Annotated in this window: 16 protein-coding genes; 6 read left to right on the top strand and 10 right to left on the bottom strand. The window is 70.7% G+C overall.

The features are described 5' to 3' along the window. Nucleotides 1-35: 35 nt before the first annotated feature. The gene (locus AB0B98_RS14860; RefSeq protein WP_357363060.1) at nt 36-1,016 is read right to left on the bottom strand and encodes a DMT family transporter; all 981 of its coding nucleotides are present in this window, start codon (nt 1,014-1,016) and stop codon (nt 36-38) included. Between the two features lie 130 nt (nt 1,017-1,146). On the opposite strand from AB0B98_RS14860, the gene AB0B98_RS14855 reads away from it, so the two are divergent. Beyond that, on the top strand, nt 1,147-2,817 hold the full coding sequence (locus tag AB0B98_RS14855; RefSeq protein ID WP_357363058.1) for a DUF885 domain-containing protein: 1,671 nt from the start codon (nt 1,147-1,149) through the stop codon (nt 2,815-2,817). Nucleotides 2,818-3,006: 189 nt separating this feature from the next. On the opposite strand, the gene AB0B98_RS14850 is transcribed toward AB0B98_RS14855, so the two are convergent. The 4 genes from AB0B98_RS14850 to AB0B98_RS14835 all read right to left on the bottom strand — a co-directional run bounded on the left by AB0B98_RS14850 (nt 3,007) and on the right by AB0B98_RS14835 (nt 7,780). After that, nucleotides 3,007-3,999, bottom strand: coding sequence for a hypothetical protein (locus AB0B98_RS14850; RefSeq protein WP_357363056.1), 993 nt, complete (start codon nt 3,997-3,999; stop codon nt 3,007-3,009). A gap of 35 nt (nt 4,000-4,034) precedes the next feature. Beyond that, nucleotides 4,035-5,471, bottom strand: coding sequence for a DUF6114 domain-containing protein (locus AB0B98_RS14845; protein WP_357363054.1), 1,437 nt, complete (start codon nt 5,469-5,471; stop codon nt 4,035-4,037). A gap of 92 nt (nt 5,472-5,563) precedes the next feature. Next, entirely contained in the window at nt 5,564-6,187 is a 624-nt protein-coding gene (locus tag AB0B98_RS14840) for a DUF6230 family protein (protein WP_238667308.1), read from the bottom strand. Nucleotides 6,188-6,583: 396 nt separating this feature from the next. Then, a complete protein-coding gene (locus AB0B98_RS14835; RefSeq protein WP_357363051.1) occupies nt 6,584-7,780 on the bottom strand; it encodes a DUF3068 domain-containing protein in 1,197 nt (398 codons plus the stop codon). 111 nt (nt 7,781-7,891) lie between these two features. On the opposite strand from AB0B98_RS14835, the gene AB0B98_RS14830 reads away from it, so the two are divergent. Then, nucleotides 7,892-9,157: an acyltransferase gene (locus AB0B98_RS14830; RefSeq protein WP_357363049.1), complete on the top strand. Its 1,266-nt coding sequence runs from the start codon at nt 7,892-7,894 to the stop codon at nt 9,155-9,157. A 109-nt stretch (nt 9,158-9,266) separates the two neighbouring features. Continuing rightward, nucleotides 9,267-10,445 (top strand): glycosyltransferase family 4 protein, encoded by a 1,179-nt coding sequence (locus tag AB0B98_RS14825; protein WP_238667322.1) that lies wholly within the window; start codon nt 9,267-9,269, stop codon nt 10,443-10,445. Here AB0B98_RS14825 and AB0B98_RS14820 read toward each other — a convergent pair. The 3 genes from AB0B98_RS14820 to AB0B98_RS14810 are packed head-to-tail and all read right to left on the bottom strand — an operon-like array spanning nt 10,430 to nt 14,289. Next, complete coding sequence (locus tag AB0B98_RS14820; protein WP_238667311.1) at nt 10,430-10,624, bottom strand: hypothetical protein; 195 nt, start codon at nt 10,622-10,624, stop codon at nt 10,430-10,432. The two genes, AB0B98_RS14825 and AB0B98_RS14820, sit on opposite strands and share 16 nt — an antisense overlap. A 35-nt stretch (nt 10,625-10,659) precedes the next feature. Continuing rightward, nucleotides 10,660-12,405 (bottom strand): hypothetical protein, encoded by a 1,746-nt coding sequence (locus tag AB0B98_RS14815; protein WP_357363048.1) that lies wholly within the window; start codon nt 12,403-12,405, stop codon nt 10,660-10,662. Beyond that, nucleotides 12,406-14,289, bottom strand: a complete 1,884-nt coding sequence (locus tag AB0B98_RS14810; RefSeq protein WP_357363046.1) for a hypothetical protein — start codon at nt 14,287-14,289, stop codon at nt 12,406-12,408. It lies immediately after the preceding gene. A gap of 161 nt (nt 14,290-14,450) precedes the next feature. Between AB0B98_RS14810 and AB0B98_RS14805 the strand changes: the two genes are divergently transcribed. Together AB0B98_RS14805 and AB0B98_RS14800 are read left to right on the top strand one after the other, a co-directional pair. Next, on the top strand, nt 14,451-18,932 hold the full coding sequence (locus AB0B98_RS14805) for an alpha-(1->3)-arabinofuranosyltransferase (RefSeq protein ID WP_357363044.1): 4,482 nt from the start codon (nt 14,451-14,453) through the stop codon (nt 18,930-18,932). Nucleotides 18,933-18,976: 44 nt separating this feature from the next. Then, nucleotides 18,977-20,269: a polysaccharide biosynthesis protein gene (locus AB0B98_RS14800; protein ID WP_357363302.1), complete on the top strand. Its 1,293-nt coding sequence runs from the start codon at nt 18,977-18,979 to the stop codon at nt 20,267-20,269. Here the strand turns inward: AB0B98_RS14800 and nudC are convergent. After that, nucleotides 20,166-21,083, bottom strand: coding sequence for an NAD(+) diphosphatase (gene nudC, locus AB0B98_RS14795; protein WP_238672018.1), 918 nt, complete (start codon nt 21,081-21,083; stop codon nt 20,166-20,168). The two genes, AB0B98_RS14800 and nudC, sit on opposite strands and share 104 nt — an antisense overlap. 182 nt (nt 21,084-21,265) lie before the next feature. On the opposite strand from nudC, the gene AB0B98_RS14790 reads away from it, so the two are divergent. Beyond that, complete coding sequence (locus AB0B98_RS14790; protein WP_357363042.1) at nt 21,266-23,086, top strand: VanW family protein; 1,821 nt, start codon at nt 21,266-21,268, stop codon at nt 23,084-23,086. Nucleotides 23,087-23,121: 35 nt separating this feature from the next. Here AB0B98_RS14790 and AB0B98_RS14785 read toward each other — a convergent pair whose 3' ends face one another. Continuing rightward, nucleotides 23,122-23,382, bottom strand: a complete 261-nt coding sequence (locus AB0B98_RS14785; RefSeq protein ID WP_238672020.1) for a hypothetical protein — start codon at nt 23,380-23,382, stop codon at nt 23,122-23,124. Nucleotides 23,383-23,856 lie beyond the last annotated feature (474 nt).

The following is a 23,856-nucleotide window of genomic DNA, read 5'->3' as shown; positions in this document are numbered from 1 at the left end:
CGATTTCTAGGAAGCCGAGTCGATCAGGTGGTCTGTCAGCGGTGGGCGGGTTCGGCGGCGGGGGTAGCGGGAGCGCCGACGCCGACGACCGGGCTGCTCCGGCGGCGACTGAACATCCCCTGCGAAACCGCGACCCCGAGCAGCACGATCAGCGCGCCGACCGGTTGGTGCCAGTTGAGTCGTTCGTCGAGCGCCAGCGCACCGATCAGCACCGCGAAGATCGGAATCAGGTACGTGACAGTGGATGCGGTGCTCGCGCCGGCCACCCGGATGTTGCGCATGTTGATCACGAACGCGAGCCCGGTGCCGAGCGCGCCGAGGGTCAGCACACTTGCCACCACCCCGGCCGACAGCTCGGTGGGCAGCGGCGGCAGGCCGGCGACGAAGGGGGCGACGATGGCCAACTGCGCGGCCGCGAGCAGCAGTTGCGCGGTGGAGAGCGACAGGCCGGAGTACGCGCTGCCGGCGACGAACCGCTTCTGGTACGGGATGGCCACGCCGTAGCAGGCCGCCGCACCGAAGCACATGAGCTGCCCGGTGAAGTGCGCCCCGCCGATGCCCTCCCAGACCCCGAGCACCACCAGCACCCCGACGAAGCCCAGCCCGAGCCCGACCGCACGGCGCACCGTGAGCCGCTCGGTGCGGAAGACCAGCACCGCCAGCGGCAGCACGATCAACGGCGTGGTGGCGTTCCAGATGCCGGCCAGCATCGACTCGACCCGCTGCTCGCCGTAGCCGAAGAGGGTGAACGGCACTGCCACGCCGAAGGCGGCGACGACGGTCAGGTGGGCCCAGACCCGGGGCTCGCGGGGCAGCCGGTCGCGCAGCACGGCGAGGACCACCAGCAGGGTCAGCGCGCCGGCGACGACCCGGTAGAGGGTGAGTTGCACGGGGTGCAGCTCGGCCACCCCGACCTTGATGAAGAGAAAGCTGGAACCCCAGATCGCGGCGAGGGCGACAAAGCCGGGCAGCCAGGCACGGACCGGCGCTTTGTCAGGAGTGGTATCGGTGTTCACCCCTGACACTCTGCCGCAACCGTGCGACAAAGTCGCGCGCCTTTCGGCCGTCACGCCGTGCCTCAACCCGCAGCTCCAACACGACAAACGTCGGCGACATGGGGGCGGCGTGGTCACGTAGGGTCGCAGCGTGGGACGAATTGATGAACTCGCCAACCGCTACGTGGCCGAGTGGGCGCCGTTGAGCCCCACCGGCGCCACCTTCGTCGGCATCGCCGGCCATGACGACCAGCTCGACGACCTCTCGCCCGACGGCTACGGGGCACGCGCGGACCTCACCCGCCGGACCCTCGCCGAGCTGGAGGTGACCGAGCCGGAGACCGAATCGGAACGGACCGCCAAGGAGGCCATGCAGGAACGACTCGGCCTGGACCTCGCCCGCTACGACGCCGGTGAGGTGACCAGCGAGGTCAGCGTGATCACCAGCGGGCTGCACGAGATCCGCATGGTGTTCGACCTGATGCCCACCGCGACCAGCGACGATCAGGCCAACATCGCCGCCCGGCTCAACGGCTTCGGCGCCGCGCTGGAGGGCTACAAGACCACACTGCGTGAGGCGCTCGCCGCCGGTGAGGTCAGCTCGAAGGTGCAGCTGGTCGAGGTGGCCAAGCAGTGCGACATCTGGGTCGACCCGACCGGTGACAACTTCTTCCACGGGCTGGTCGAGCGGCTCGGGGCGGAGGGCACGCTCGGCTCGGAGCTGCGTCGGGGTGCGGCGGCGGCGACAGCGGCGACAGCCGAGTTCGGCCAGTTCCTGCGCAGCGAGCTGGCCCCGCACGGGCGGGACAAGCAGGCCGCCGGCCGGGAGCGCTACGAGCTCGCCTCGCAGTACTTCCTCGGCGCCAAGGTCGACCTGGACGAGACGTACGCCTGGGGCTTCGCAGAGCTGGCCCGCCTGGAGGCGGAGATGCGGGTCGTGGCGGGGCGCATCGCCGGCTCCGGTGCCACAGTCGACGAGGCAGTGGCCACCCTGGACGCCGACCCCGCCCGGACCATCCAGGGCAAGGAGGCATTCCGGGACTGGATGCAGGCGCTGGCCGACAAGGCGATCACCGAGCTGCACGGCACCCACTTCGACATCCCGGAGCAGGTCCGCCGCATCGAGTGCTGCCTCGCCCCGACCAGCGACGGTGCCATCTACTACACCGGCCCCAGTGAGGACTTCTCCCGCCCGGGTCGGATGTGGTGGGCGGTGCCGCAGGGCATCAGCGACTTCTCCACCTGGCGCGAGGTGACAACGGTCTACCACGAGGGCGTGCCGGGTCACCATCTTCAGGTGGCGCAGACCGCCGTCCGGGCCGACCTGCTCAACCGTTGGCAGCGGCTGCTCTGCTGGGTCTCCGGGCACGGCGAGGGCTGGGCGCTCTACTCGGAGCGGCTGATGGACGAGCTGGGCTACCTGGATGATCCGGGCGACAAGCTGGGCATGCTCGACGGCCAGGCAATGCGCGCGGCACGGGTGATCGTGGACATCGGCATGCACCTGGAGCTGGAGATCCCGAAGGACAATCCGTTCGGTTTCCACCCGGGCGAGCGGTGGACGCCCGAGCTGGGCTGGGAGTTCATGCGGGCACACTGCCGGGTTCCGGACGAGAACCTGCGCTTCGAGCTGAACCGCTACCTGGGTTGGCCGGGACAGGCGCCCTCGTACAAGGTGGGTGAGCGGATCTGGCTCCAGGCCCGCGAGGACGCCAAGGCCCGCAAGGGCGCCGATTTCGACCTGCGGGAGTTCCACCGGCAGGCGTTGGACCTGGGTGCACTGGGTCTCGACCCGCTGCGCCGGGCGCTGGCCCGGCTCTGACCGGGCGGTGGGGGGGGGCGCCCGGCGGGCGGCCGGGCCGGTGGGCGGCGCCCCCCCCCCCCCCCCCCCCCGACCCGGCGCCGGCAGCGGGGGGGGGACCCCCCTTCCTTTGCTGCTGTCGTTGGCCGCGCCCCCCCACGCCCCGAGCCGAGACTGCTGGCGCGGAAATGCGGGCGAGCAAGCGCCTCCTCACGCTTCAGCCAGCGACCCCCGTTCTCTTTTCTGTAGGTACGACAGAAATTCCGATACGCTGGGCAGGTCGTCCGCCGGAAATGTGATGCCGAGAGTGTAGGTGTCCTGGTTGAGCTTCCCGAGCGAATCTCGGAGGAATGACTCCCTCAACTCGACCACCAGTCGCAGGTAGCTGCCCCAGACGCCAATCTGCTTCGCCTGGAGCGGCAGGGAGAAAAACGGTTGCTCGGCCAACACTTCAGCCGGCGGGGTTCGCGTGGTGCCGTAAAATGTGGGGAGCACATAGGCAATGTCTTCGCCAAACGGTCGGCTTGTCATCAAGGCGGGCTCCATGAACTCGCTTATGGTCAGCCGCCCTGCCGCACGGTCGAGCCTGAAAAGGCCATGCTTGCCGGATTCTCGGACTCCGACCGTTCCCTCCAGGGGCACTTCTTGACATAGGCGTTCGACCGCAAGCAGGAGTAGTTGGCAGACGTCGATGGCATCACTCACCGTCTCCTTGCTTGGAACTCGGTATTCGTGTTCCATCACGTTGCGCTCGACGTTCAGCTTCCGAAATATGCTCAGCGAGATCAATCCACACTCGTCGAGCAGGCGTAGCTTCTGTCCGAAGTCGCACCGCTTGTTCAGCGCGAGCAGGCCGTAGTTGTGCAGCAGGGTGTCAATCGCAAGGTGCAGCGCCCTCTTGGCATTTCCCATCGCATTTACGAGGCCCCGCTCCTGACCCGACTTGAAATCTTCGTGGGCGAAGCTCAGGTACTGCTCGGCGGAGATCTCAGAGGATAGCGGAATAGCGCTGGCGTGTGAGACCTCGCCGAAGTAGCCAAAAGGTCCATCGTCAAAGAAAATAACCCTCGCCACCCGGTGGTCCTCCTCCTGTCGGAACAGGACAGCGTATCGACGCGAGGGCCCTGCTGGACAGCCTGTTTCGACGCTCGTCTCTGGTGTCGTCCAGCGGTAGCCGCGCAAGCCCCACCAGTTGGCGCGCATGCGCGCCAACCGAGGCTGCGCCCACTGTCGTGCGCTCAGCCGAGGGTGAGTGCCAGCGCCGGGCGGGCGGTGAGCGTGTCGCTGGTGACGTACGCCAGGTCGATGGTGGGGTCGGTGAACGTGATCGGAATGGGCGAGGTGATCGGAAGGCCGTCCGGTAGCGGCAGATCCGGGGTCAGGGTGATCTTGATGCCGAGCAGTCGGCCGACGAACCGGGTCGCGTAGAAGGCCACGTCTCCCCGGACGGTCAGCTGGTTGGTCGCGTACCGCTGGTTGCGCCCTGCGGGGCCGTCGGCCCGCAGCAGGAAGTCGGCGGTCACCGCCTCCCGCATGCTGAACTTCAGCACCTTGAGGTCGCCCTTCACGGTGTGCAGGTCCGTGACCCCGTCGAACCGCAGCCCGGTCATCCGCACCGACGACCCGGTGAGCTTCGACGGCGTCTGGGCCACCGTCGGCAGGGCCGGATCGGCGACGATGCGCGGCAGGAGTTTGCCCGGCTGCACCGTTGCCGGCCGCTCGGGTGCCGGTTTGCCGGGCTTGCCGGGGGTCGGCTTGCCCGGGGGCTGCGACGGACAGTCGGCGGGGCCGGGGCGAGGCGTCGCCGTGCTGGTCGGCTGGGCTGTCGGCGTGGCGGTGGGACGCACCGAGGGCGCGGGGTCCGCCTGATCTCCGATGCCGAGCAGGTCCCCGATCCCGTCCAGGATGTCGGTGATCACGTTGCCGCCCCGCGTCGGGCTCGGGGTGGGCGTCGGCGTGGCGGTGCCGCGACCGGGCGACGGGGCGACGGCCCGGGGCGGGGTGGGACAGCCGGACGGGGCCTGTCGATTCGGTGCGGCCTGCACCGCTCGGGGCTGGGCGGTCAGGCCGACGGCCGCCAGGCCGAGGACCACGAGAGCGATGGCGAAGGCTCGCGGATCAGCGGAACGCCCCGGCCACTCGGGCGGCGCACCCTCGTCGGAGGCTCCGACCCCCGGATGATCGACCCGCACGGCAGCGCCCTCGCCGGCACTGCCCTGGTCGTCGTTGCCCTGGTCATCGTCGTGCTGCTCGATCTCGGCCGGCGGCGGGGTGGGTGGTGTGGGGTGGATGGGCGTCCAGGCGAAGGCGAGCGCGCTGCCGACGATGCCGAGCAGCAGGCCGACGAAGAAGCCGCCCAGGTTGAGCCCGATCAGCGAGTACACAGCGGTGACCGCCGCGACGACCGAGTAGAACAGCCGCTGCGCCGGGGTGAACCAGAGCAGCAGGCCACAGGTCACCAGGATGATCGGGATCAGTAGCGAGAGCAGGCCGGTCGCACCGCTGTGGAAGCTGAGGCCGTTGAGGGTCATCCGGGTGGAGGCGAACATCTCCAGTCCGGCCAGGGCGATGAGCAGTCCACCCCAGAACGGCCGGCTGCGCTGCCAGCGGCGGAAGGTCCGCCACGCCTGAGCCGGACCACCGGGCCGGGCGTGGGACGGGTTCGCGGTTGTCACGTACTCCTCCTGGCCGAGCGGGGACGGGACCGAGCGGGGATGGGGGCAAGGGCCCGGCCCGCGGTGCTGACCACCGCGGGCCTCGGCTCAGCTCAGAAGCACTCCTTGCCCTTGGCGTCGTCACCCACGTTGACCTTGAGTCGGAGGCCGACCAGGTTGAACGTGGCCGCCGTGGTGTAGCGGGACACCTGTTGCAGGTTGGTGATGGTGACGTGGTCGGAGTTCTGGCCGAACGAGCCGGCCTGAGCCGTCGGGTTCAGGTCGGTGGCGTCCCGACCGATCCTGATGTTGGTGAAGGTCGCGTTGCCGTTCAACGAGTCCATCGCGATCAGCAGGTCCTTGGCGCGGGCGGGTTCCTTGCCCTCGCCGGCGTTGATGGTGAGCACCACAGGCAGGCCCGGCAGGTCGGCGCGGACGGACTGGCAGAGGCTGTACAACTCGGCGCTGCTGATCTCGGAGAGCGCGATCGGGTGGACCTTGCCGGACTTCCCGTCGGTGCCCTTCTCGCGGACGATGCCGCCGTACTGCTTGAAGCCGTCGCCCTCCAGGCGATCGGCGCCGATCTTGAACGTCTGCCCGGAGACAGTGATGTCGGACGCGATCGCGCCGGTCGACATTCCGAAGAGGATGGCGCCGGCAGCCGCCGTGGCGGGCACCATCATGGCGGCGAAACGCCACCATCGGGTACGACCCTGACTGTCTATCCGATCCTGCACGGGTTCCTCCTCGGGTCGATGCGCGCGAGTGGCCGGTACCGAGCGGGCGGCCCGCGCTGGGAGCCCGCGTTCTGTTACCGACTGGTAACCATCGGGCTTGATGGTGCACCCGTTGCGGCGCAGGTCACAACCCCCCGATTACCGAGCGGTAACAGTCGGCCGACACCACGGAGGTGGGACATCACGGAAGGTGAGCGGATTCGCCTTCGCAACACGCCTATATGTCCACAAAATGGGCGCTGGGCGGCAGATCGATCAGCGCAACGTGACGCTGCATTGACTAATTACAATCGAATAACAAATGTAAAGCACGCAGGTCGTACGGGTTGTCACACAGGTCGAGGGGCGGACCGCGTCGCGGTCCACCCCTCGGTCGTACGTCCTGTCGTACGCGCGTCAGCGCTGCTCCACCTCGCCCGGAGCCGGGCGCTGGGTCGGCACGGTCGGATCCTCCGACTTCCAGTTGGTCGAAGCCGGCGGGATCTCGTCGGTCAGTGGCCCGCCGACCGGCTGCGGCCTTGGCTGCTCGACGGTGTCCGTGTCGCGCACCGGCTCCTGGTCCACCCGGGTCGGCGTCGGGTCGTCGACCGCCGGCTCGGCGCGGTGCCGGGCCGTCCCACCCTCGGGTCGGGTCACCAGCCACACACCGAAGACGACAGCGATCAGACCGAGGACACCAGCGACGATCGGGCCCCAGAAACTGATCAGGCCGATCTTGAAGCGGTTTTCCTTGACCGTCTCCACACTGCGGCTGACCGTGTCGTCGGTGTAGTTGAAGTCCGCGTCCAACAGCACAGTGGGAGTGCCGGTGTCAGGGCGCAACTCCTTGTGCTGCTGCTCCCGCACGTTCACGTAGGAGCCGGTGACCGGGTCGACCCAGAGCGTACGGATGTTGCTGTAGACGATCTGGCCGTTGGTGGCACCCGGCGCGAACTTGCCGACCAGCGTCTGGATGCTGCTCTCCGGGGTGGCCAGCACCTCGTTCTCGATCCGCTGCTCGAAGCGGTACGCCTCGATGCCCTTGATCTTCTCGGTGCCGACGAACTTGGCCGGGACAGCCCGCTTCAGGTCACGGTCGAAAACCTGGTAGTCGCGCTTGGCAGTGCCGAACGGGAACTTGTAGATCTGGCCGGTGTACTTCACGTTGCCGACCGGAGTCCCGTCCGCCCCGGTCTCGTTGAGCCACTGGTCCTTCCACGAGGCGGCCGCACCGGAGATCCGGTAGAGAGCGAGTTCGGTGCTGTACTGGCTGACCACGTCCTGGTTGTCGGTGCGCCGGACCGTCTGGTAGACGTCCCAGATCACCGCGTCACCCTTGAGGTCCGCGGGCAGCCGATCCTTGGTGTCGTCGGGCTGTGGGATGACCTCCACGTTGGACACCAGGTCGCCCTGCGGAACCTCGATGCTCACCGAGCTGCCGGTGGCCGTGATCTTCAGGAACCTGGCGTTCTTCGCCTCGGCGACGGACGTCGTTGGCTCAAGATCGTAGGGGAGCTTGGTCACGGCGGGGGCCACGTAAAACGGCAGCCCGGCCGCGAAGACCAGCAATAAGACGCCAAGCCCGAAGAGCGCGGCGCCCACGCGAAGCTTCACTCATCCTCCTGTAACCTGCCGCCCTACGACCTGTTGTCCGGGGCACCCGATCCTTAACATGGCGGGAGGTTACTCCCCGGTCACCTTCAAAGCGACCCCCTGGATGTCCAGATGTCCACAGCCGCCGCGCCAACAGTTTCGGAGCCTTCGGCAACCGGCCGACTTCCCGCCCTCGACGCGCTGCGAGCAATCGGCGCGGTGGCGGTCGTCGGTCACCACGTCGGGTTCCAGACCGCCGCCACCATGAACACCACCTGGGGCGGCTGGCTGGCTCGACTGGACGTCGGCGTCGCCATCTTCTTCGTACTGTCCGGGTTTCTGCTGTTTCGGCCGTGGGCGCTCAACGTCGCGACGGGCCGGAAGCGACCCCGCGCCGAGCGTTACCTGTGGCGGCGAGCAGTGCGCATCCTGCCCGCCTACTGGTTGGCGACGGTGGTCTGCCTGATCGTCCTGCCGCAGAACGGGCAGGCGTCCGGCGGCGACTGGATCCGCCACCTCACCTTCACCCAGATCTACCAGGCCGGGCAGTTGCGCGCCGGGCTCAGCCAGACCTGGAGCCTCGCCACCGAGGTCGTGTTCTACCTGATCCTGCCGCTGGTCGCCGTGCTCGCCGTCGGCCGGTCCTGGCGTCCTGTCCGGACCATCGTGATCGTCAGCGGAAGTGTGCTGGTGACCGCCGGGTGGCTCACCCTGATGGGGCTGGGCTGGCTCGACACCGCCCTGCACACCATGTGGTTCCCCTCGTACGCCGCATGGTTCGGCACCGGCATGGCACTGGCGGCGGCGCACGTCGCCCTGCGCACCGGGACGGCGCCCGCGGCTCTCCGGGTCCTTGACGACCTGGCCTCGGCGCCGGTCACCTGCTGGGCTGCCGCCGTCGGCCTGATGGCGATCGCGACGACGCCCGTCGCCGGCCCCCGCGACCTCAGCAGGCCGACGGCCGCCGAGTTCGGCGTCAAGCTGGCCCTCTACCTCGTGATCGCGGCGCTGATCCTGATCCCGGTGGCCTTCGGCGGGCCGAGCCGGGCCAAGGAGATCTTCGGCAGCTCGTCCGCCCGGTGGCTCGGCGCGGTCTCGTACGGGCTGTTCCTGTGGCACCCCATGGTCATCGAACTCATCTACCTTGTCGGCGACCGACAGCTGTTCACCGGCGGGCTGCTCAACACCTTCGCCCTCACCATGGCCTTCGGCCTGTTGTACGCAGCGGTCAGCTACTACGGCGTCGAGCGGCCCCTGCAACTGCTCGGGTCGCAGGGTCGACGCCGATCCGCAGGGCGTGGGCAGACGCCCGCGACTCCCGCCGCCGACGTGGCCGCACCGGCCACCACGCCGCCGACCGTCGCGGCTGGCACTCCGGCGCCCACCGTCGGCGGGTAGCGCCCAGCGCTGGCCCATCGGGGCATTGCCGGCCGGCACACCAGCCCCTAATGTGACGCGGGTCGCTAAATTACTTGAGAGTAGGGTTCGCGTGGAGCGTCGCTTCGGCATGCCCGGACACGTGTTGTTCCTCAACTGGCGAGACACCCGCAACCCCGAGGGCGGCGGTTCCGAGGTGTACGTCGAACGGATCGCCGCCGAACTGGTCGCGCGCGGATTCCGTGCCACTCTCTTCTGCGCCGCCCACAGCCAGGCTCCCGCCGACGAGGTCAACGAGACGGGCGTACGGCTGGTACGGCGCGGCGGCCGACACAGCGTCTACCTCTGGGCGGCACTCTGTTACGTCGCGGGCGCGCTGGGCATCGGCCCGCTGGCGGCCCGGCGCGGCGGCCGGCCCGACGTCCTGGTCGACGTCTGCAACGGGTTGCCCTTCCTCTCCCCGCTGTGGGCACGACGCCCGGTGGTCAAGCTGATCCACCACGTGCACCGCGAGCAGTGGCCCGTTGTGCTTCCACAGTGGGCGGCCCGGTTCGGCTGGTGGGTCGAATCGTCGCTCGCCGTACGCGTCTACCAGCGGTGCCGGTACGTCACCGTCTCCGAGGCGACCCGCCGGGAGTTGGCAGAGCTCGGAGTGCCGCCGGAGCAGGTCTCCGTGGTGCACAACGGCACCCCGACGCTGCCCCGCACCGACGCCGAACGGGCGACGTTCCCGCTGCTCGTGACGCTGAACCGTCTGGTGCCGCACAAGCGGGTGGAGGTGGCGCTGCGGGCCGTCGCGGCCCTCGCCGACGAACTGCCCCAACTACGTCTGATCGTCGCCGGCCAGGGCTGGTGGGAGTCGCACCTGCGTGAACTCGCCGCGGAGCTGGACATCACCGAGCGGGTGGACTTCCGGGGCTTCGTGACCGAGGAGGAGAAGGCCGCCCTGCTCGCCTCGGCCTGGGTAGCCCTGACCCCGTCGCTCAAGGAGGGCTGGGGCCTCACGATCGTGGAGGCGGGTTCGGCGGGCACCCCGACTGTGGCGTTCCGGGGAGCGGGCGGAGTCGCCGAAGCTGTCGTCGACGGGCGTACCGGCCTGCTGGCCGACGACATCGACGACTACCTGATGAAGGTGCGCACGCTTCTGCACCGGGATGAGCTGCGGCGGGAGATGGGCGCCCAGGCCCGGGAGCACGCCGCCAGCTTCACCTGGCAGGCCGCGGGTGGGCGCTTCGAGGCGATCCTCACCGGTGTGGAGTCGCCCCGCCCAGTGCAGCAGCGGGGCGAGCCGTCCTACCTGTCGCCGTAAACCGCTGGGGCGTACGGGTCCTTCTTACCGGCCCGCTTGGCGGCCTCCGTGACGAGCTTGGCCTCCTTTGCGGCCTCCTCGTCGGTGGCGGTCGCGGCGGCCGAGATCCCGCCGAGAGCCAGGATCCCCAGCAACGCCGCCACCAGGCCAGACACGACCAGGGTCAGAGCTCTACGCATGCCAATCCTCCAATGGCGAGACGTGCGAGCGGACGTTACCACGCGGTAGCTCGCCGGTGTAGTGCCGAAACGGCGGCAGCGATGACCACCAGAAGGGCAGCGCTGAGGGCCGCCACCACCGCCAGTCGGGCCGGTCCGGACCCGCCCGGTTGCAGCACGGTCTCCGGGTTGCGGTACAGCGTCAGGAACGGTCCGTCGTGGACGCGCTCGAGGCCGCCGAGCACCTGAGGATCCAGTTCGCCGGAGACCTCGTGCTGCACCAGGACCCAGCGCACCCCGGTGGTCCAGACCGGCCGCCCCTCGTCCAGCGCCCGGCGCATCTCGCGGACGCGCGGGTTCTCACCGGCCACGGCGACGTCGCCGACCCGGAGCGTGTCGTCGGTCAGCACCGTCCCCGGCAGGTAGCGCGGCGCCGGGTCCAGGACAACCCGACCAGGGTTCCACGGGTACGCCCGGTAGGCGCTCAGCGGCAACGAGAGGATCTCCCCCGGCTCCTCCTCGATGTGCTCGGCCACCCGCTGCCACTCCTCCGGATAGCTCACCGGACGAAGCCGACCGGCACCGCCGAACGCCAGGTCCGGCAGGACCGCCACCGGCAGGAACAGCAGCCCGACCAGGATCACCCCGGCCACCTCCCGGTCGATCCGGGCCACCAGCCGCTCGGCCCCCAACGCCGCGCACACCACCAGCAGCAGGGCGTACGGCGCCAGGAACTTCTGCCCATCCCGCAGCAGCCCCGCGCCGGGCAGGTGCACCACCGCCCAGCGCAACGCGGCATCCCCGCCGGGGAGCAACCCGAAGGCGGCGAGCAGACAACCGGTCCCGGCGAGCACCGCCAGGCGCGCCGCCCCACCCAGGGGTAGCCGACGCCGCAGCAGGCCCGCACCGACACCGGCCAGGATCAGCAGCACGACCGTCGCCACCGGCACCAGTGGCGTCGCGCGACTGGCGGGGGTGGCCTGCGCGCTCCAGATACCGCCGGTGCCGGCCAGCGCCACCAGCGGGCCCGCCCAGTTCTCCGCACGCGCCGCGAACGCCGCCACCCCCGCCGGGTCCGAGGAACCCCCGGCGCCGGTGACCACTGCCGCTACCACCCAGGGGGCGTTGAGCACTCCGACCGCGGCCAACGCCTGCCGGGACCGGTGCGGATGCATCCGCTGCGACACCAGCAGCGACCGGGGCGCGCGCATCCGGTCCGACGTCAGCACCAGCACCGTGCCCAGCGCGATCAGACCACCGGTCGGCGTGATGGCGGCCGGAGCGGCGGCGAGCACCACCCGGGCGAGCGCGCCGTCGCGCCCGGCCCGCAGGTCCAGCGCCGCCCGCACCAGCCAGGGCAGCGCGGCGTACGCGAGCAGCAGCCCCCACTGCCCGATCAGCAACCGCTCGGCGAGGTACGGCGACCACGCGTACGCCAACGCGGCGAACAGCCGGACCGCACGCCGTTCGGTCGGCACCAACCGGCCGGCGCCGACCGCCGCGAGGAAGACCGCCCCGGCGAGCGCCAACCGCTGCACCACCCAGCCCGGCACGAGTTGAGTGACCAGCGAGACGAGCGCGTCCATCGGCACCGCCCGGGGCAGACTCTGCGCCGGGGCGACGAGATCCCAGGTCAACGGCTGCCGGGGTACGAACACCATGTCGTACAGCAACGCGTAGCCGGGTGCCGCCAGCGGGGCCAGCACCACCACGGTGACCGCCGCCGCTACCACGTACAGCGACAGCGTGTCGGGCGTCCGCCGAACCGGTGCGGCCTCGACGCCGTCGGTCGGCTCAACCATTCACGATGCCGGCACCGCCCGGCCCACCGTGATCAGCTCGGTGCACACCCCGACCCCTGGCGTTTGGACGGTGAGCTCGACGGCGTCCCCCGCACCCTCCAACAGGAAGAACAGGTCGTTCAGCCCACGTCGCAGAGTGATCTCGCGGGTGGCGTCCCCGAGCCGGAAAAGCGCTGTCGAGTCACCCGAGCTGAGATAGCCGAAGTGCACCACGTACGGCCACTCCACCAGGTACCCGTCCAACGGGATCCGAGTGGGTCGGCCGCCCTGGGCCAGGTGTCCGCAACCGTCCACCGGACCGGGCACGATCTTCCGACCCTGGACCACCACCGGACGGATCCGGCCGAGATCATCGAACGTCGACGGGCGCGCGGCCTCCGTCACGAAGGTGGGTCGACGCTCGGCCGGGCGGAAGAAGTGCGACTGGAGATTGTCCGGCCAGAAGTAGCCGGCGATCACCCGGTCCGGGACCGCGGTGTCGAAGAAGACGGTGCCCGGCGGCGCAGCGGCCAGCTCGGCCTGCGTCGTCGCGAGATAGTCCCGCCCGTACTTCGTACTCCAGTTGTCGCCGAAACGGGCAGTGCTCCACAGGGTGCCCACGCCAATGGTCACCAGGACGACGATCATCGAGACCAGGCCGACAGCGAACGCGCCCGGCTCCCGCAGGACCGTCGGCACCGGCCACGCCGACACCTCGTCCTCGTCGGTGTCCTTGATCCCCAGCAGGGCCGCGCCCACACAGATCGCGGCGACCAGCACCACGTCGGCGACGTACCGGGGGACGACACCGATCAGTGGGCCGAGCGGCCCACCCAGCCGGGTGATGGCGAAGAGCGCGGCGACCAGGCCGAGGTAGGAGGTGAGCAACAGCCAGGCCCGGCCGGCCGACGGACGCCGCCGGACGGTGACCACGACGAGCGTCGCCAGCACCGCCCAGGACAACCACTTGGCGATGTCGTACGGATCGACGAGCGGGGGACCGTCACCGGCGTAGGTCCAGCGCCAGGGGCCTCCGAGCAGACCCGGCACCACTGTCTCGCCGACCAGGTCACCGAGGAAGTTGAGGACCGGACCGACCGAGGTCGGGTCCCGCAGTTCACCGGAGGGGCGGGTCAGGTAGAACGCCAGGTATCCCCCCGACAGCGCGCTGAGCACCAGCCAGGCCGGCCAGTGCCGGCGGATCGCCGCCGCGAGACTGCGCCACACGCCACCGGAGGTGAAGAGGAAGACGGTCAGCAGGAACAGCAGCGGCACGATCAGCAGGGACTTGGTGTCGAAGAGCAGGCCGAACACCAGCCACAGCGCGACCGCCACGAGGTGCCGCAGGCGACCCGTCCGCACGTACCGGACCTGGGCTGTCACCGCCATGACCAGTGCCAACTGCATCGGCAGCACGAGCAGTCCGACCAACCACAGCGAGGAGACCTCAAGCGTCAGCGGGCTGAACACGAACAGGCACAGCGGAATGAGCAAACCCCAGCCGGGCCGGAGCAGATCGCGCAACAACCGGTACACGGCGATCCCGGTCGCCGCCTGGCCAACAGCCAGCAGCAACACCCACGGCCAGGTGGCGAAGCCCGCCGCCCGCACCATCGCCCACGCCACCAACAGGCCGCCCGGCATGAGGTGGTTGTTGAACGTACGCAGGAGGTAGTCCGCGTCCAGCCCGGTGTCGAGGACCTGGGCGGCGATGACGAACTCGTCCTGCGAGAACCAGCCACGGGCGGCGAGGCCGGCGCGCCAGGCGACGGACACCGCGATGAGGGCGATCGCCACGGCGCGGACGGGGTCGGCGCGGAGCCATCGGCCGATCGGCCCGGGCCCGTCGCCGTCGGACGCGACGCGTTCCGGATGCGTCTCGGCCTCAGCTTCTGGCATTGACATGGTCGGCAGCCTGCCACACGCTTACACGCCGTGGGGACGGCCGTTCTCCCGATAACGCCACCGCAGCGCCCCTGGTCGCCCGTCCGTGCCCGGTCCGGATAACGTCGCGCGACAGTCGTCGGCTGCAGGTGCGCGTCCGGCCGGTGAAGACAGGAGCCGAAATGCGTGCAGAGGTGGCCAGTGGCGCCGCACCGGGGTCCAGCCGGAGCCGGCACACGGCCCGACGGTTCCGGCACCTGGTCATCTGCATCGCTCTCACCGCCCTCGCCTTCCAGCAGGCCCCGGGCCAGGTCGTCCCGGACACCAAGGTCGACCTGAACGTCAACCCGGCCGGGTGGCTGCTTCGCTCGCTGCACCTGTGGGATCCCACCGGCACGTTCGGCCAACTACAGAACCAGGCGTACGGCTATCTCTGGCCGATGGGCCCGTTCTTCCTGCTCGGGTCGGAGTCCGGCCTCGCGCCGTGGGTGGTGCAGCGGCTGTGGTGGGCACTGCTCTTCTGTGTCGCCTACCTGGGGGCGGTGCGCCTGGCGGGCCGGCTCACCATCGGAACGCCTGCCGGGCGCATGATCGCCGGCGTCGCCTTCGCGCTGTCACCGCGCATCCTCACCCAGCTCGGCTGGTCCTCGGTGGAAGCCTGGCCCAGCGCCGTCGCCCCCTGGGTGCTCATTCCACTTGTCGGTCTCGCCGCCGGCACGCGACTGCGACGCGCCGTCGCGGCCTCGGCCCTCGCCGTCGCCTGCGCCGGTGGGGTCAACGCCACCGCCGTGTTCGCGGTGGTGCCACTGGCCCTGCTCTGGCTCGCCACCGTCCAGCCCGTACGCCGCCGGGTCACCGCCATCGCCGCCTGGTGTGGCGCGGTGGCCCTGGCCACCGCGTGGTGGTTGGTTCCGCTGCTGGTCCTCGGGCGGTACAGCCCACCCTTCCTGGACTACATCGAGACCGCCCGAAACACCACCAGCGTCACCGACGGGGTGACCACCCTGCGCGGCGCCTCCTACTGGGTCGCCTACCTCGCCTCCCCGTTCGGACCGACCATCCCGTCCGGCGCGCGACTCGCCAACGAGGCGGTGCTGGTCGCCGCCACCCTGGCGGTCGCCGCCCTCGGTGTGCTCGGGCTGTCCCGACGGGGGATGCCGCACCGCCGGTTCCTCATCACCGGTCTGGTGCTCGGCGTCGCGCTCGTCGGTCTCGGGCACGTCGGCGACCTGCCGAACATCCTCGCCGGGCCACAGCGGGAGTTCCTCGACGGCGTCGGCGCACCCCTGCGCAACGTGCACAAGTTCGACGTCCTGCTCCGCCTACCGGTGTGCCTGGGCATGGCGCACCTGATCGGGCTGGCCGTCCGGGCGGCGCGCACCACGCCCGCGCGGCACCGTCAGCGAACCGTCGCACGCGCCTGGCTGACCGCAGGTGCCGCGATCATCGCCGTCACGGCGGTCGCCACACCCGCCCTCGCGGGTGGTCTCGCCACCCCGGGCAGCGTCAAGGAGGTGCCCGGCTACTGGCACGACGCCACCGACTGGCTCGACGCGAACACGGGACGCGGGCGGGTGCTCGTCGTACCCGGGGCGCGTTTCCCGTCGTACGACTGGGGCAACACCACCGACGAGATCACCCAGCCGCTGCTCAACAGCCGGTGGGCAGTACGCAACGCCATCCCCTTCACCCCACCGACCACGATCCGACTACTGGACGTGATCGAGTCGACGCTCGCCACCGGCTCCGGGTCGACCGGCCTGGCGGACCTGCTGGCCCGATCCGGAATCAGTCACGTCCTGTTCCGCGCCGACCTCGACCACGGCCGCTCCGACACGGCCCGCCCGGCTGTGGTTCGGCAGGCGCTGGAGCGCTCACCCGGGCTGACCCGCGTCACGTCCTTCGGCCCCCTGCGCGGAGGGCCCTCGTCCCCCGACGAGTTCCGCGACCACGGACTCGACGTGCCCGTCCGGGCGCTGGAGGTCTACCGGGTCGACAGGCCCGTCGAGCCGGTGGTCGCCTACGACAGAGCCGCCGTGACGACAGTGGTCGGTGGCCCCGAATCACTGCTCGATCTCGCCGCGGCCGGGCAGCTCGGCTCGGCACCCACCGTCCTGGCCGGCGACGCGTCGACCGGCGACGTTGCCGGACCGGTGGCGATGACCGACGGTCTGCGCAGGCGGGACGTGTCGTTCGGCGGGCTGCGTGACAACACCTCACAGACGATGACCGCCGACGACACCTTCGACGTCACCGCGCCCGCCCACGACTACCTGCCCGACTGGGGTGCGGAACACTCCACAGTCGCCCGTTTCGGGGGCATCGACACGATCCGCACCTCCACCGCCCGTTCGCAGGTCGACGCCCCCGGCGGTGCCCGCCCCGAGCACCAGCCGTACGCGGCGATGGACGGCAACCCGGCGACCTCCTGGCAGTCCGCGCCGTACTCGCCCAGCGACCAACAGTGGATCGAGGTGGGCCTCGCCAACCCGACGACTGTCACCCGGGTCGAGGTGTGGTTCGACCTGAAGGCCGATGCCCTGCCCACAACGGTGACAGTCAGCGCCGGGTACGAGAGCAGCACCATCGAACAGTTCAGCGACCACATGGTGTTCGAACTGCCCGGCGTCCACGCCACCCGCGAGGTCCGGGTCTCGGTCGACAGCGCGTACGACCTGCGCCCGTTCGGAAACGGCTCGGTCGGTGTCGCGGAGATCAAGATTCCGGGCATCCAGACCAGCCGCACCCTGGTCCTGCCGACCGCACCGGTCACCGACCGGCCGGCGACCGTCGTCGTGTCCGCGGCACCCACCACGCCGGCCTGCTTCTCCGTCGACGGGCACCCTCGCTGCTCCAGCGACGCCATCCGTGGTTCCGAGGACGGGTCCACCATCGACCGGACCCTGAGCCTGCCGGCCGCCGGCGCGTACGACGCCAAGCTGTGGGCGCGGCCGACGGCCGGCCCCGACCTGGACAACGCCCTCGACAAGCTGGTGACCGACGCGCAGCCGCTGCGCCTCACGCCGCAGATCAGCGCCTCGTCCACTGCCGTGCCCGACCCGACCGGCCGGGCCGGGGCGGCGCTCGACGGGAACCCGGCCACCAGTTGGTCACCGGCGATCGACGACGAGGCGCCGATCCTGCGACTCAAGTGGCTCAAGCCGCAGACAATCACCGGGCTCCGCTTCTCGGCCGACGACAAGACAGCCGCCACCCGTCTCGGCAGTGTTCGCGTGGTCGGCGACGACGGCTTCCGCAGCAGCCTGCTCGGCGACGACGGGCTGCTCCGCCTGGACCCGCCGATGCGGACCGACGAGATCACCATCCAGTTCCTCGACAAGCCGTCCGCCACCAGCACCGACCCGTACAAACTGCGGTTGCCCGAGCGGTTGCCGGTCGCGGTCGGCGAGGTGACGGTGCTACCCGGAGCACCCACAGTCGGACCGCGCCTCGACACACCGGTGTCGCTGGCCTGCGGATCGGGGCCGACGCTCCAGGTCGGCGCGGCGCGGGTGACCACCACGCTGCGCGGCACGCTCCGCGACCTGCTGGAAATGCGCGAGATGCCGGTGACGCCGTGCGGCCGGGACACGCCCCGGCAGCTTGACCTGGGCCGCGGGGAGCACCGTGTCGTCGCCACCCCGAGCCAGCTGGCCTCACCCACCAGGGTCGCCCTGGTTCCGAAGACGACCACGCCGGCCGCGGCGACCGCCACCGCCAGCGCCGCCGAGATCGAATCCTGGGCGGCCACCGAACGACGGGTACGGGTGGCCAGTCACCCCGTCGACCGGGTGCTCGCCGTACGGGAGAACACCAACACCGGCTGGCAGGCCACCCTTGACGGGCGGACGCTGAAGCCACTGGTGGTGGACGGGTGGCAGCAGGGCTGGATCCTTCCCGCCGGCGCCTCCGGAGAGGTGCTGCTGCGTTTCGCCCCGGACACGCCGTACCGGGCGGGGCTTCTCCTCGGCGGCATCCTGCTCGCGGTGGTGGTCCTGCTCGCTGTGGTGCCCGCCCGACAGTCCACCGGGCGAACCTCGGCGACCGTCAGACCACGCGGCCGACGTCGAGTCACCCGCTCGCTGCCGCTGCTGGCAGTCGGGGCCGCTGCGCTGGTGCTGTGGAGCGGCCTCATCGGCGGCCTGCTGGTCGCGGCGGGATTCATGCTGGCGGTACCCGGCCCACGTCGCCTGCAGTGGCCGGCCGACCCACGTCGGGCCAGGATGCTCAGCCGGGCCGTCGAGACCTGGCTCCCCGGCGCGCTCGTCCTGCTCGCCGGGTTGCTCTACCTCGACTCGACGCGGCGGAACACCGACGCGTTGGTGCAACTCACTGTCGTCGCCGCCCTGGGTGCCCTCTGGCTCTCCACCGCCGCCCGACGACGTCCGGTACGCCGGCCCACGCCAACCGCCGGGACCTCGGTCGTTGCGGCGGCTGCGCTGGTCGCGGAGGGACCGGATCCGTACCCGGCCGAGCCGGACGGGACCGGGCCGGACGGGACCGAGCCGGACGGGACCGAGCCGGACGGGACCGGGCCGGTTGCGGCTGAACCGGACGCGAGCGAGCCGGGCCCGGCCGAGCACGATGTGGCCGAGCCGGCGAGGTCCGGCCCGTCGGCCGGGCCAGCCGACGGACAGCTCCCGACCTTCTCCGAGATCACGTGAGCCCCCGACGACCCGTCCGTCGGGAGACGACAGCCCAGACGGAGCTGACACGCGGATGGAGTACGGGCCTCGGCGCTGCCGGGGTCAGCGTCACAGTGGCCGGGGTCCTGGTCAACGGCCTGGCCTACCTGGTGCCGGTCCTGGCCGCCCGGCGGCTCGACCCGGCCGACCTCAGCGCGCTCGCCACCGCCCTCGGTCTGGTGGCCATCGTCGGTGTGCCCGGGCTCGGCCTGCAACTGGCCGTCGCAGTGCACCGCGCCCGGCACGGCGCCTCCGACACTCGGCGGCTCACCGCGGTCACCGCCGCAGTGTGCGCGGGAGCCCTCGTCGCGGCGACACCACTGCTGGTCACCGCCCTGGATCTCCCGGTCGAGATGCCCGCGCTGCTGGCGGTCACCACCGCGGCGATAGTGCTCTCCTCCCGGTCCCTCGGAGAGTTGCAGGGTGGCCAACGGTTCGTACGACTCGCCATCGGGATGGCAGTGCTCGCCGCCGGCCGCTACGGCGGCGTGATCGCCGGGTTGCTGCTCGGCACGGGACCGACCGGCGCGCTGGCTGTCGGCGCGTTGACCGCCGCCCTCACCCCTGCGGTGCTGGCCCGACTCGCCCGCGAGCCCCACCTGTCGTCCACCGCCCCACGGCTGACCGTCGCCCAGGTCGTCGCCGGCTGTGGTGCGACACTGGCGATGCTCGTCGTCTCCTACGCCGACCTGCTGCTGTCCCGGCAACTGCTGTCCCCGTCGGATTCCGGGGCGTACTCGGTCGGCACCGTCCTGAGCAAGGGCGCACTCTGGGCACCGCAGGTCGCCGCCGTCCTCGCCCTACCACGCCTGGCCCGCGGTGACCGGCGCAGCCGAACGGTTGCGCTCGCGGTGACAGGCGGGTGTGGAGTGGTGCTGGTCCTCGCCTCGACGCTCGCCGGAGGACTCGCCTTCCGCCTCGCCGGTGGGCCCGACTACGACCACCTGGGCCGGTACGCGCCCCTCTTCGCGGCGGTCGGTGCGCTCTACGCGGTGACGTTCGTGCTGCTCAACGACCGCCTCGCGGCCGGCGCGCGCTGGGCGGCGGCACCGCTGTGGGTGGGCGTGGCCGGCCTTGTGGTCGTCGCCGCGACCCTCCGGCCCCACACCGTCCCCGGTCTGCTCCTCGCGGCAGTGGGCACGGCCATCGTCACCACCGCGCTGATGGCGGTCACGTCCCGTCGGCCCGCGCCGGTTCCGGCGGCCGAGCCGACTAGCCCTCCGCGAGCCAGTCCGTCAGCAGCCGGTGGTCGATCGAGTCCACCCGACCGAGCGGACGACCCGAGGCCGCCCGGTCCCGCAACTCCGCCCGGGTGAACCAGCGCGCCTCCAGCAACTCCTCGCCGTCCACGCGTACCTCGTCGGACGTGGCGGTGGCCCGGAAGCCCACCATCAGGCCGGCGGGGAACGGCCACGCCTGTGACCCCTGGTAGGTCACGTCGGTGACGGTCACGCCAGCCTCCTCGCCCATCTCCCGACGGACGGCGTCCTCCAGGCTCTCGCCGATCTCGACGAAGCCGGCCAGCGTCGAGTACGCGTCCTCGGCCGCGCCCGCGTGCCGCGCCAGCAGACAGCGCCCCGACCGCCCGGGTGCCTCGACCAACACGATGATGGCCGGTTCGATCCGGGGGAACAGCAGACGTCCGCACTCCGTGCCGGTGCAGGTCCGCAGGTGCCCGCCGCCGCCGACAACGGCCGGCGCGCCGCACGTCCCGCAGAATCGCTGCTGCCGGTGCCAGTGCAACAAACCCCTGGCGTACGCCAGGTCGGCCGCGTCGCCGGGTTCGAGCCGCCCGACCAGGGCCCGCACGTCCACGGACCGCACCGCACCGGTCATCTCGACGGCGGACCGCTCGGGGAGCGCGGAGAGGTCCGCGGCGAACACGGCGGCCTCCCCATCGAGCCCCAGGAAGACGGTCTCGCCGGCGGCGGACCGCACCAGCGCCGCGCGCTCCGCACTGAGCCGAACCGGCCCGTGCCCGTCCACGAGACAACGGTCCCGCCACATCGGCAGCAGCACGCTGGTCGCGTCGGTGAGCAGCGCGCCCAACCGCGTCGGATCGGTGCGCAATGGTCCCGCCCGGTCCAGCGATCCGCCCCCGTACGCCAACACCCGCTCCGCAGTGCCCACCCGGTCACCGTGCCACGTCGGTGGTCGGCCGTCGGCACCGCCCCCGGACCACTGCGACACGCGGAACGACACGCGGTAGCAGCGCCTGATGGGCGCAGCCGACGAGGACGGCCGGGCATTCGTTACCGTAGGTGCCTCCGGGAGGGAGGACCTCCCGCGGCACCCTGGCGATCGAGGTTGCAGTGACGCTGTACGGCGAAAACAGTCCACCCGCCGACGACCGGCCCACCGTGCAGGTCACCGCTGTCACCTGGCCGGACGACGGAGCTGAGCCGGTCACCACAGCCGCTCCCGGCGAGCCGGACGGTGGCCCGCGCCGGCCGCGTCGGGTACGCATGCTGCTCGCCGCCGGCATCACCGGTGGCGTCCTCGCCGCCGTGGCGGGTGCCGGCGCCTGGGCGTACGCCGGTGATGTTCCCCGTGGCACCAGCGTGCTCGGCACCGAACTGGGCGGCCGGAGCCGCGCGGACGCCGACCGGGAGTTGCGGGCCGAGCTGGACCGGCGGGCGGCGGAGCTGGCCACGCCACTGAAGGTCACCGTCGACGGGCGCACCGCCGAGATCAACCCCGCCGACGTGGGGCTGACCGTCGACGTGCCGGCGACCGTCGCGGCAGCCGCCGAGGCCGACGCCCACCCGGTCAGCCGGTTGGTCGGCTCCCGCACCGTCGAGCCGGTGGTGACCGTCGACGTGGGCCGGCTGGACGACGCACTCCGTAAGGTGCTCGGCAACCAGGCCCAGGGCATGACCATGCCGGCGATCACCTATCAGGGCACCACGCCGAGGGTCGTACAGCCCAAGCCCGGGCTGGCTCTGAACCCGGAGCGCTCCGCCGAGGTGGTCCGCACCGGCTGGTTGGCCGGCGCCCCGGTCACAGTGCCCCTGGTCGAGACCCACCCGGCGACCACTCCGGACGAGTTGGACCGGCTGGTCACCGAACTGGCGAAGCCGGCGGTCGCCGCACCGGTCACCCTGCGCACCAACAAAGGCCAGGTGACGATCCCGCCCGCCGCCATCGCGAAGAGCCTCCGGTTCGCTGCCGACAAGACGGGCAAGCTCACCCCCTCGGTGGACGTCAAGCGGCTGCGGGCGGCGCTCGGCGACAAACTGGCCACCATCGAGGTGCCGCCGAAGGACGCGACGATGACGATTTCCGGCGGCCGGCCCACCGCCAAGGAGGGGCAATCCGGGCAGCAACTGGACACGGCAGCCCTCAGCCGAGACCTGCTGGCAGTACTACCGAAGGCGGACGGCCGCGAGGTGACCGGCGAGTTGAAGCCGACGCCGCCGCAACTGACCGGGGAGAAGCTCGCCGGCCTGGGCATCAAGGAACGGGTGTCGACATTCACCACCCGGTTCACCGGCGGCATGGCCTCCTCCCGCAGCCAGAACATCGCGACCATCGCGAAGAAGGTGGACGGCACCGTCGTACTACCTGGCAAGACGTTCTCGCTCAACGGGCACACCGGCGAGCGCGGCTACGCCCAGGGCTACCGGGACGCACCTGTCATCCTCGACGGCAAGCTGGTGCCGGGCGTCGGAGGCGGCACCTCCCAGTTCACCACCACGCTGTTCAACGCGACCTACTACGCGGGCCTGGAGGACGTCGAGCACAAGCCGCACTCGTACTGGTTCGACAGGTACCCGGCGGTCATCGAGTCGACGATCTTCTGGCCGAACCTGGACTTCAAGTTCCGCAACAACACCGAGTACGGCGTACTCATCGACACGTCGTACACGTCCAGCACGATCACCGTGTCGATCTGGAGCACGAAGATCTACGACAGCGTGAAGACCGAGTACGGACCGCGCCGCAACATCACGACACCGAAGCAGATCCATCTGACTCCCGGCCCCTCGTGCATCGAGACCAACGGCATCAACGGCTTCACCCAGGACGCCTTCCGGGTCATCAAGAAGGGCGGTGTGGTGGTCAAGCGGGAGAAGTTCACCTGGCGCTACGACGCTGAGCCCCGCTACGTCTGCGGGCCGAAGACGTCCTGAGGCCCCACCCGCTCCGGTTCGCCCCTGCTCTGGGGTCAGTTCGGCGGTGTTGCCGTCGTGCCCGTTGCGCTCCCATTGCGCTTGCCGCCCTGCGGCGGCATCGGCACCGTGCGAGTCTCCTGCACCCGAATCTCGGCCCGAAAGCGGTGCGCCGCGGGGTGCCACATCTCCTCGAACGGGCCCATGACCTCACCACCAATGCCACGACGACGGACCCGGGACGCGAGCCACCAGAGGATGCCCAGGACCGCCGCAACGCAGCCCGCGAACACCGCAGATATCAGAACCTCATCCACAGGCCGAGCCTAACCCTGGGCGCCAGGCCCAGCCCTGGCCGCCAAGCCCAGCCCCGAACCGCCGCGATCTTGCACTTTTGGTCGTCGAAACACGAACTATGAGCCGCTTTATCGCCGCAGAAACTGCAAGATCGCGGGATGAGGGGGAGCGCGGGTTCGGGGTGGGGGCAGCACAGGCCCGGACTGCTCACCTGCTGACCGCGAGTGGCGCTGGCTGCCGCATGGCGGCCGGCCGGCCGCAAGATCGCGCAACATCCTGGATGTAGTGGCCTCACGAGGCGCGAACACCACTACAACCAGGATCCAGCGTGACCTTGACGTCGGGCCCGCTGTTCCCGGCCTCGCCGGCCGTCCCGCCGGGATGTCAGGGGAACGGGGCCTCATGCAAGGAAAAAGGGAAATGCAGAATGGGCCACCCCCTGTCGGGGGTGGCCCATTCTGAAAGATTGTCCGGCGGCGTCCTACTCTCCCACA

Source organism: Micromonospora sp. NPDC048947 (assembly GCF_040649495.1).
Lineage (GTDB): Bacteria > Actinomycetota > Actinomycetes > Mycobacteriales > Micromonosporaceae > Micromonospora > Micromonospora alfalfae.
The sequence above is the reverse complement of the archived record's forward strand: the minus strand, read 5'-3'. Positions and strand labels throughout refer to the sequence as shown.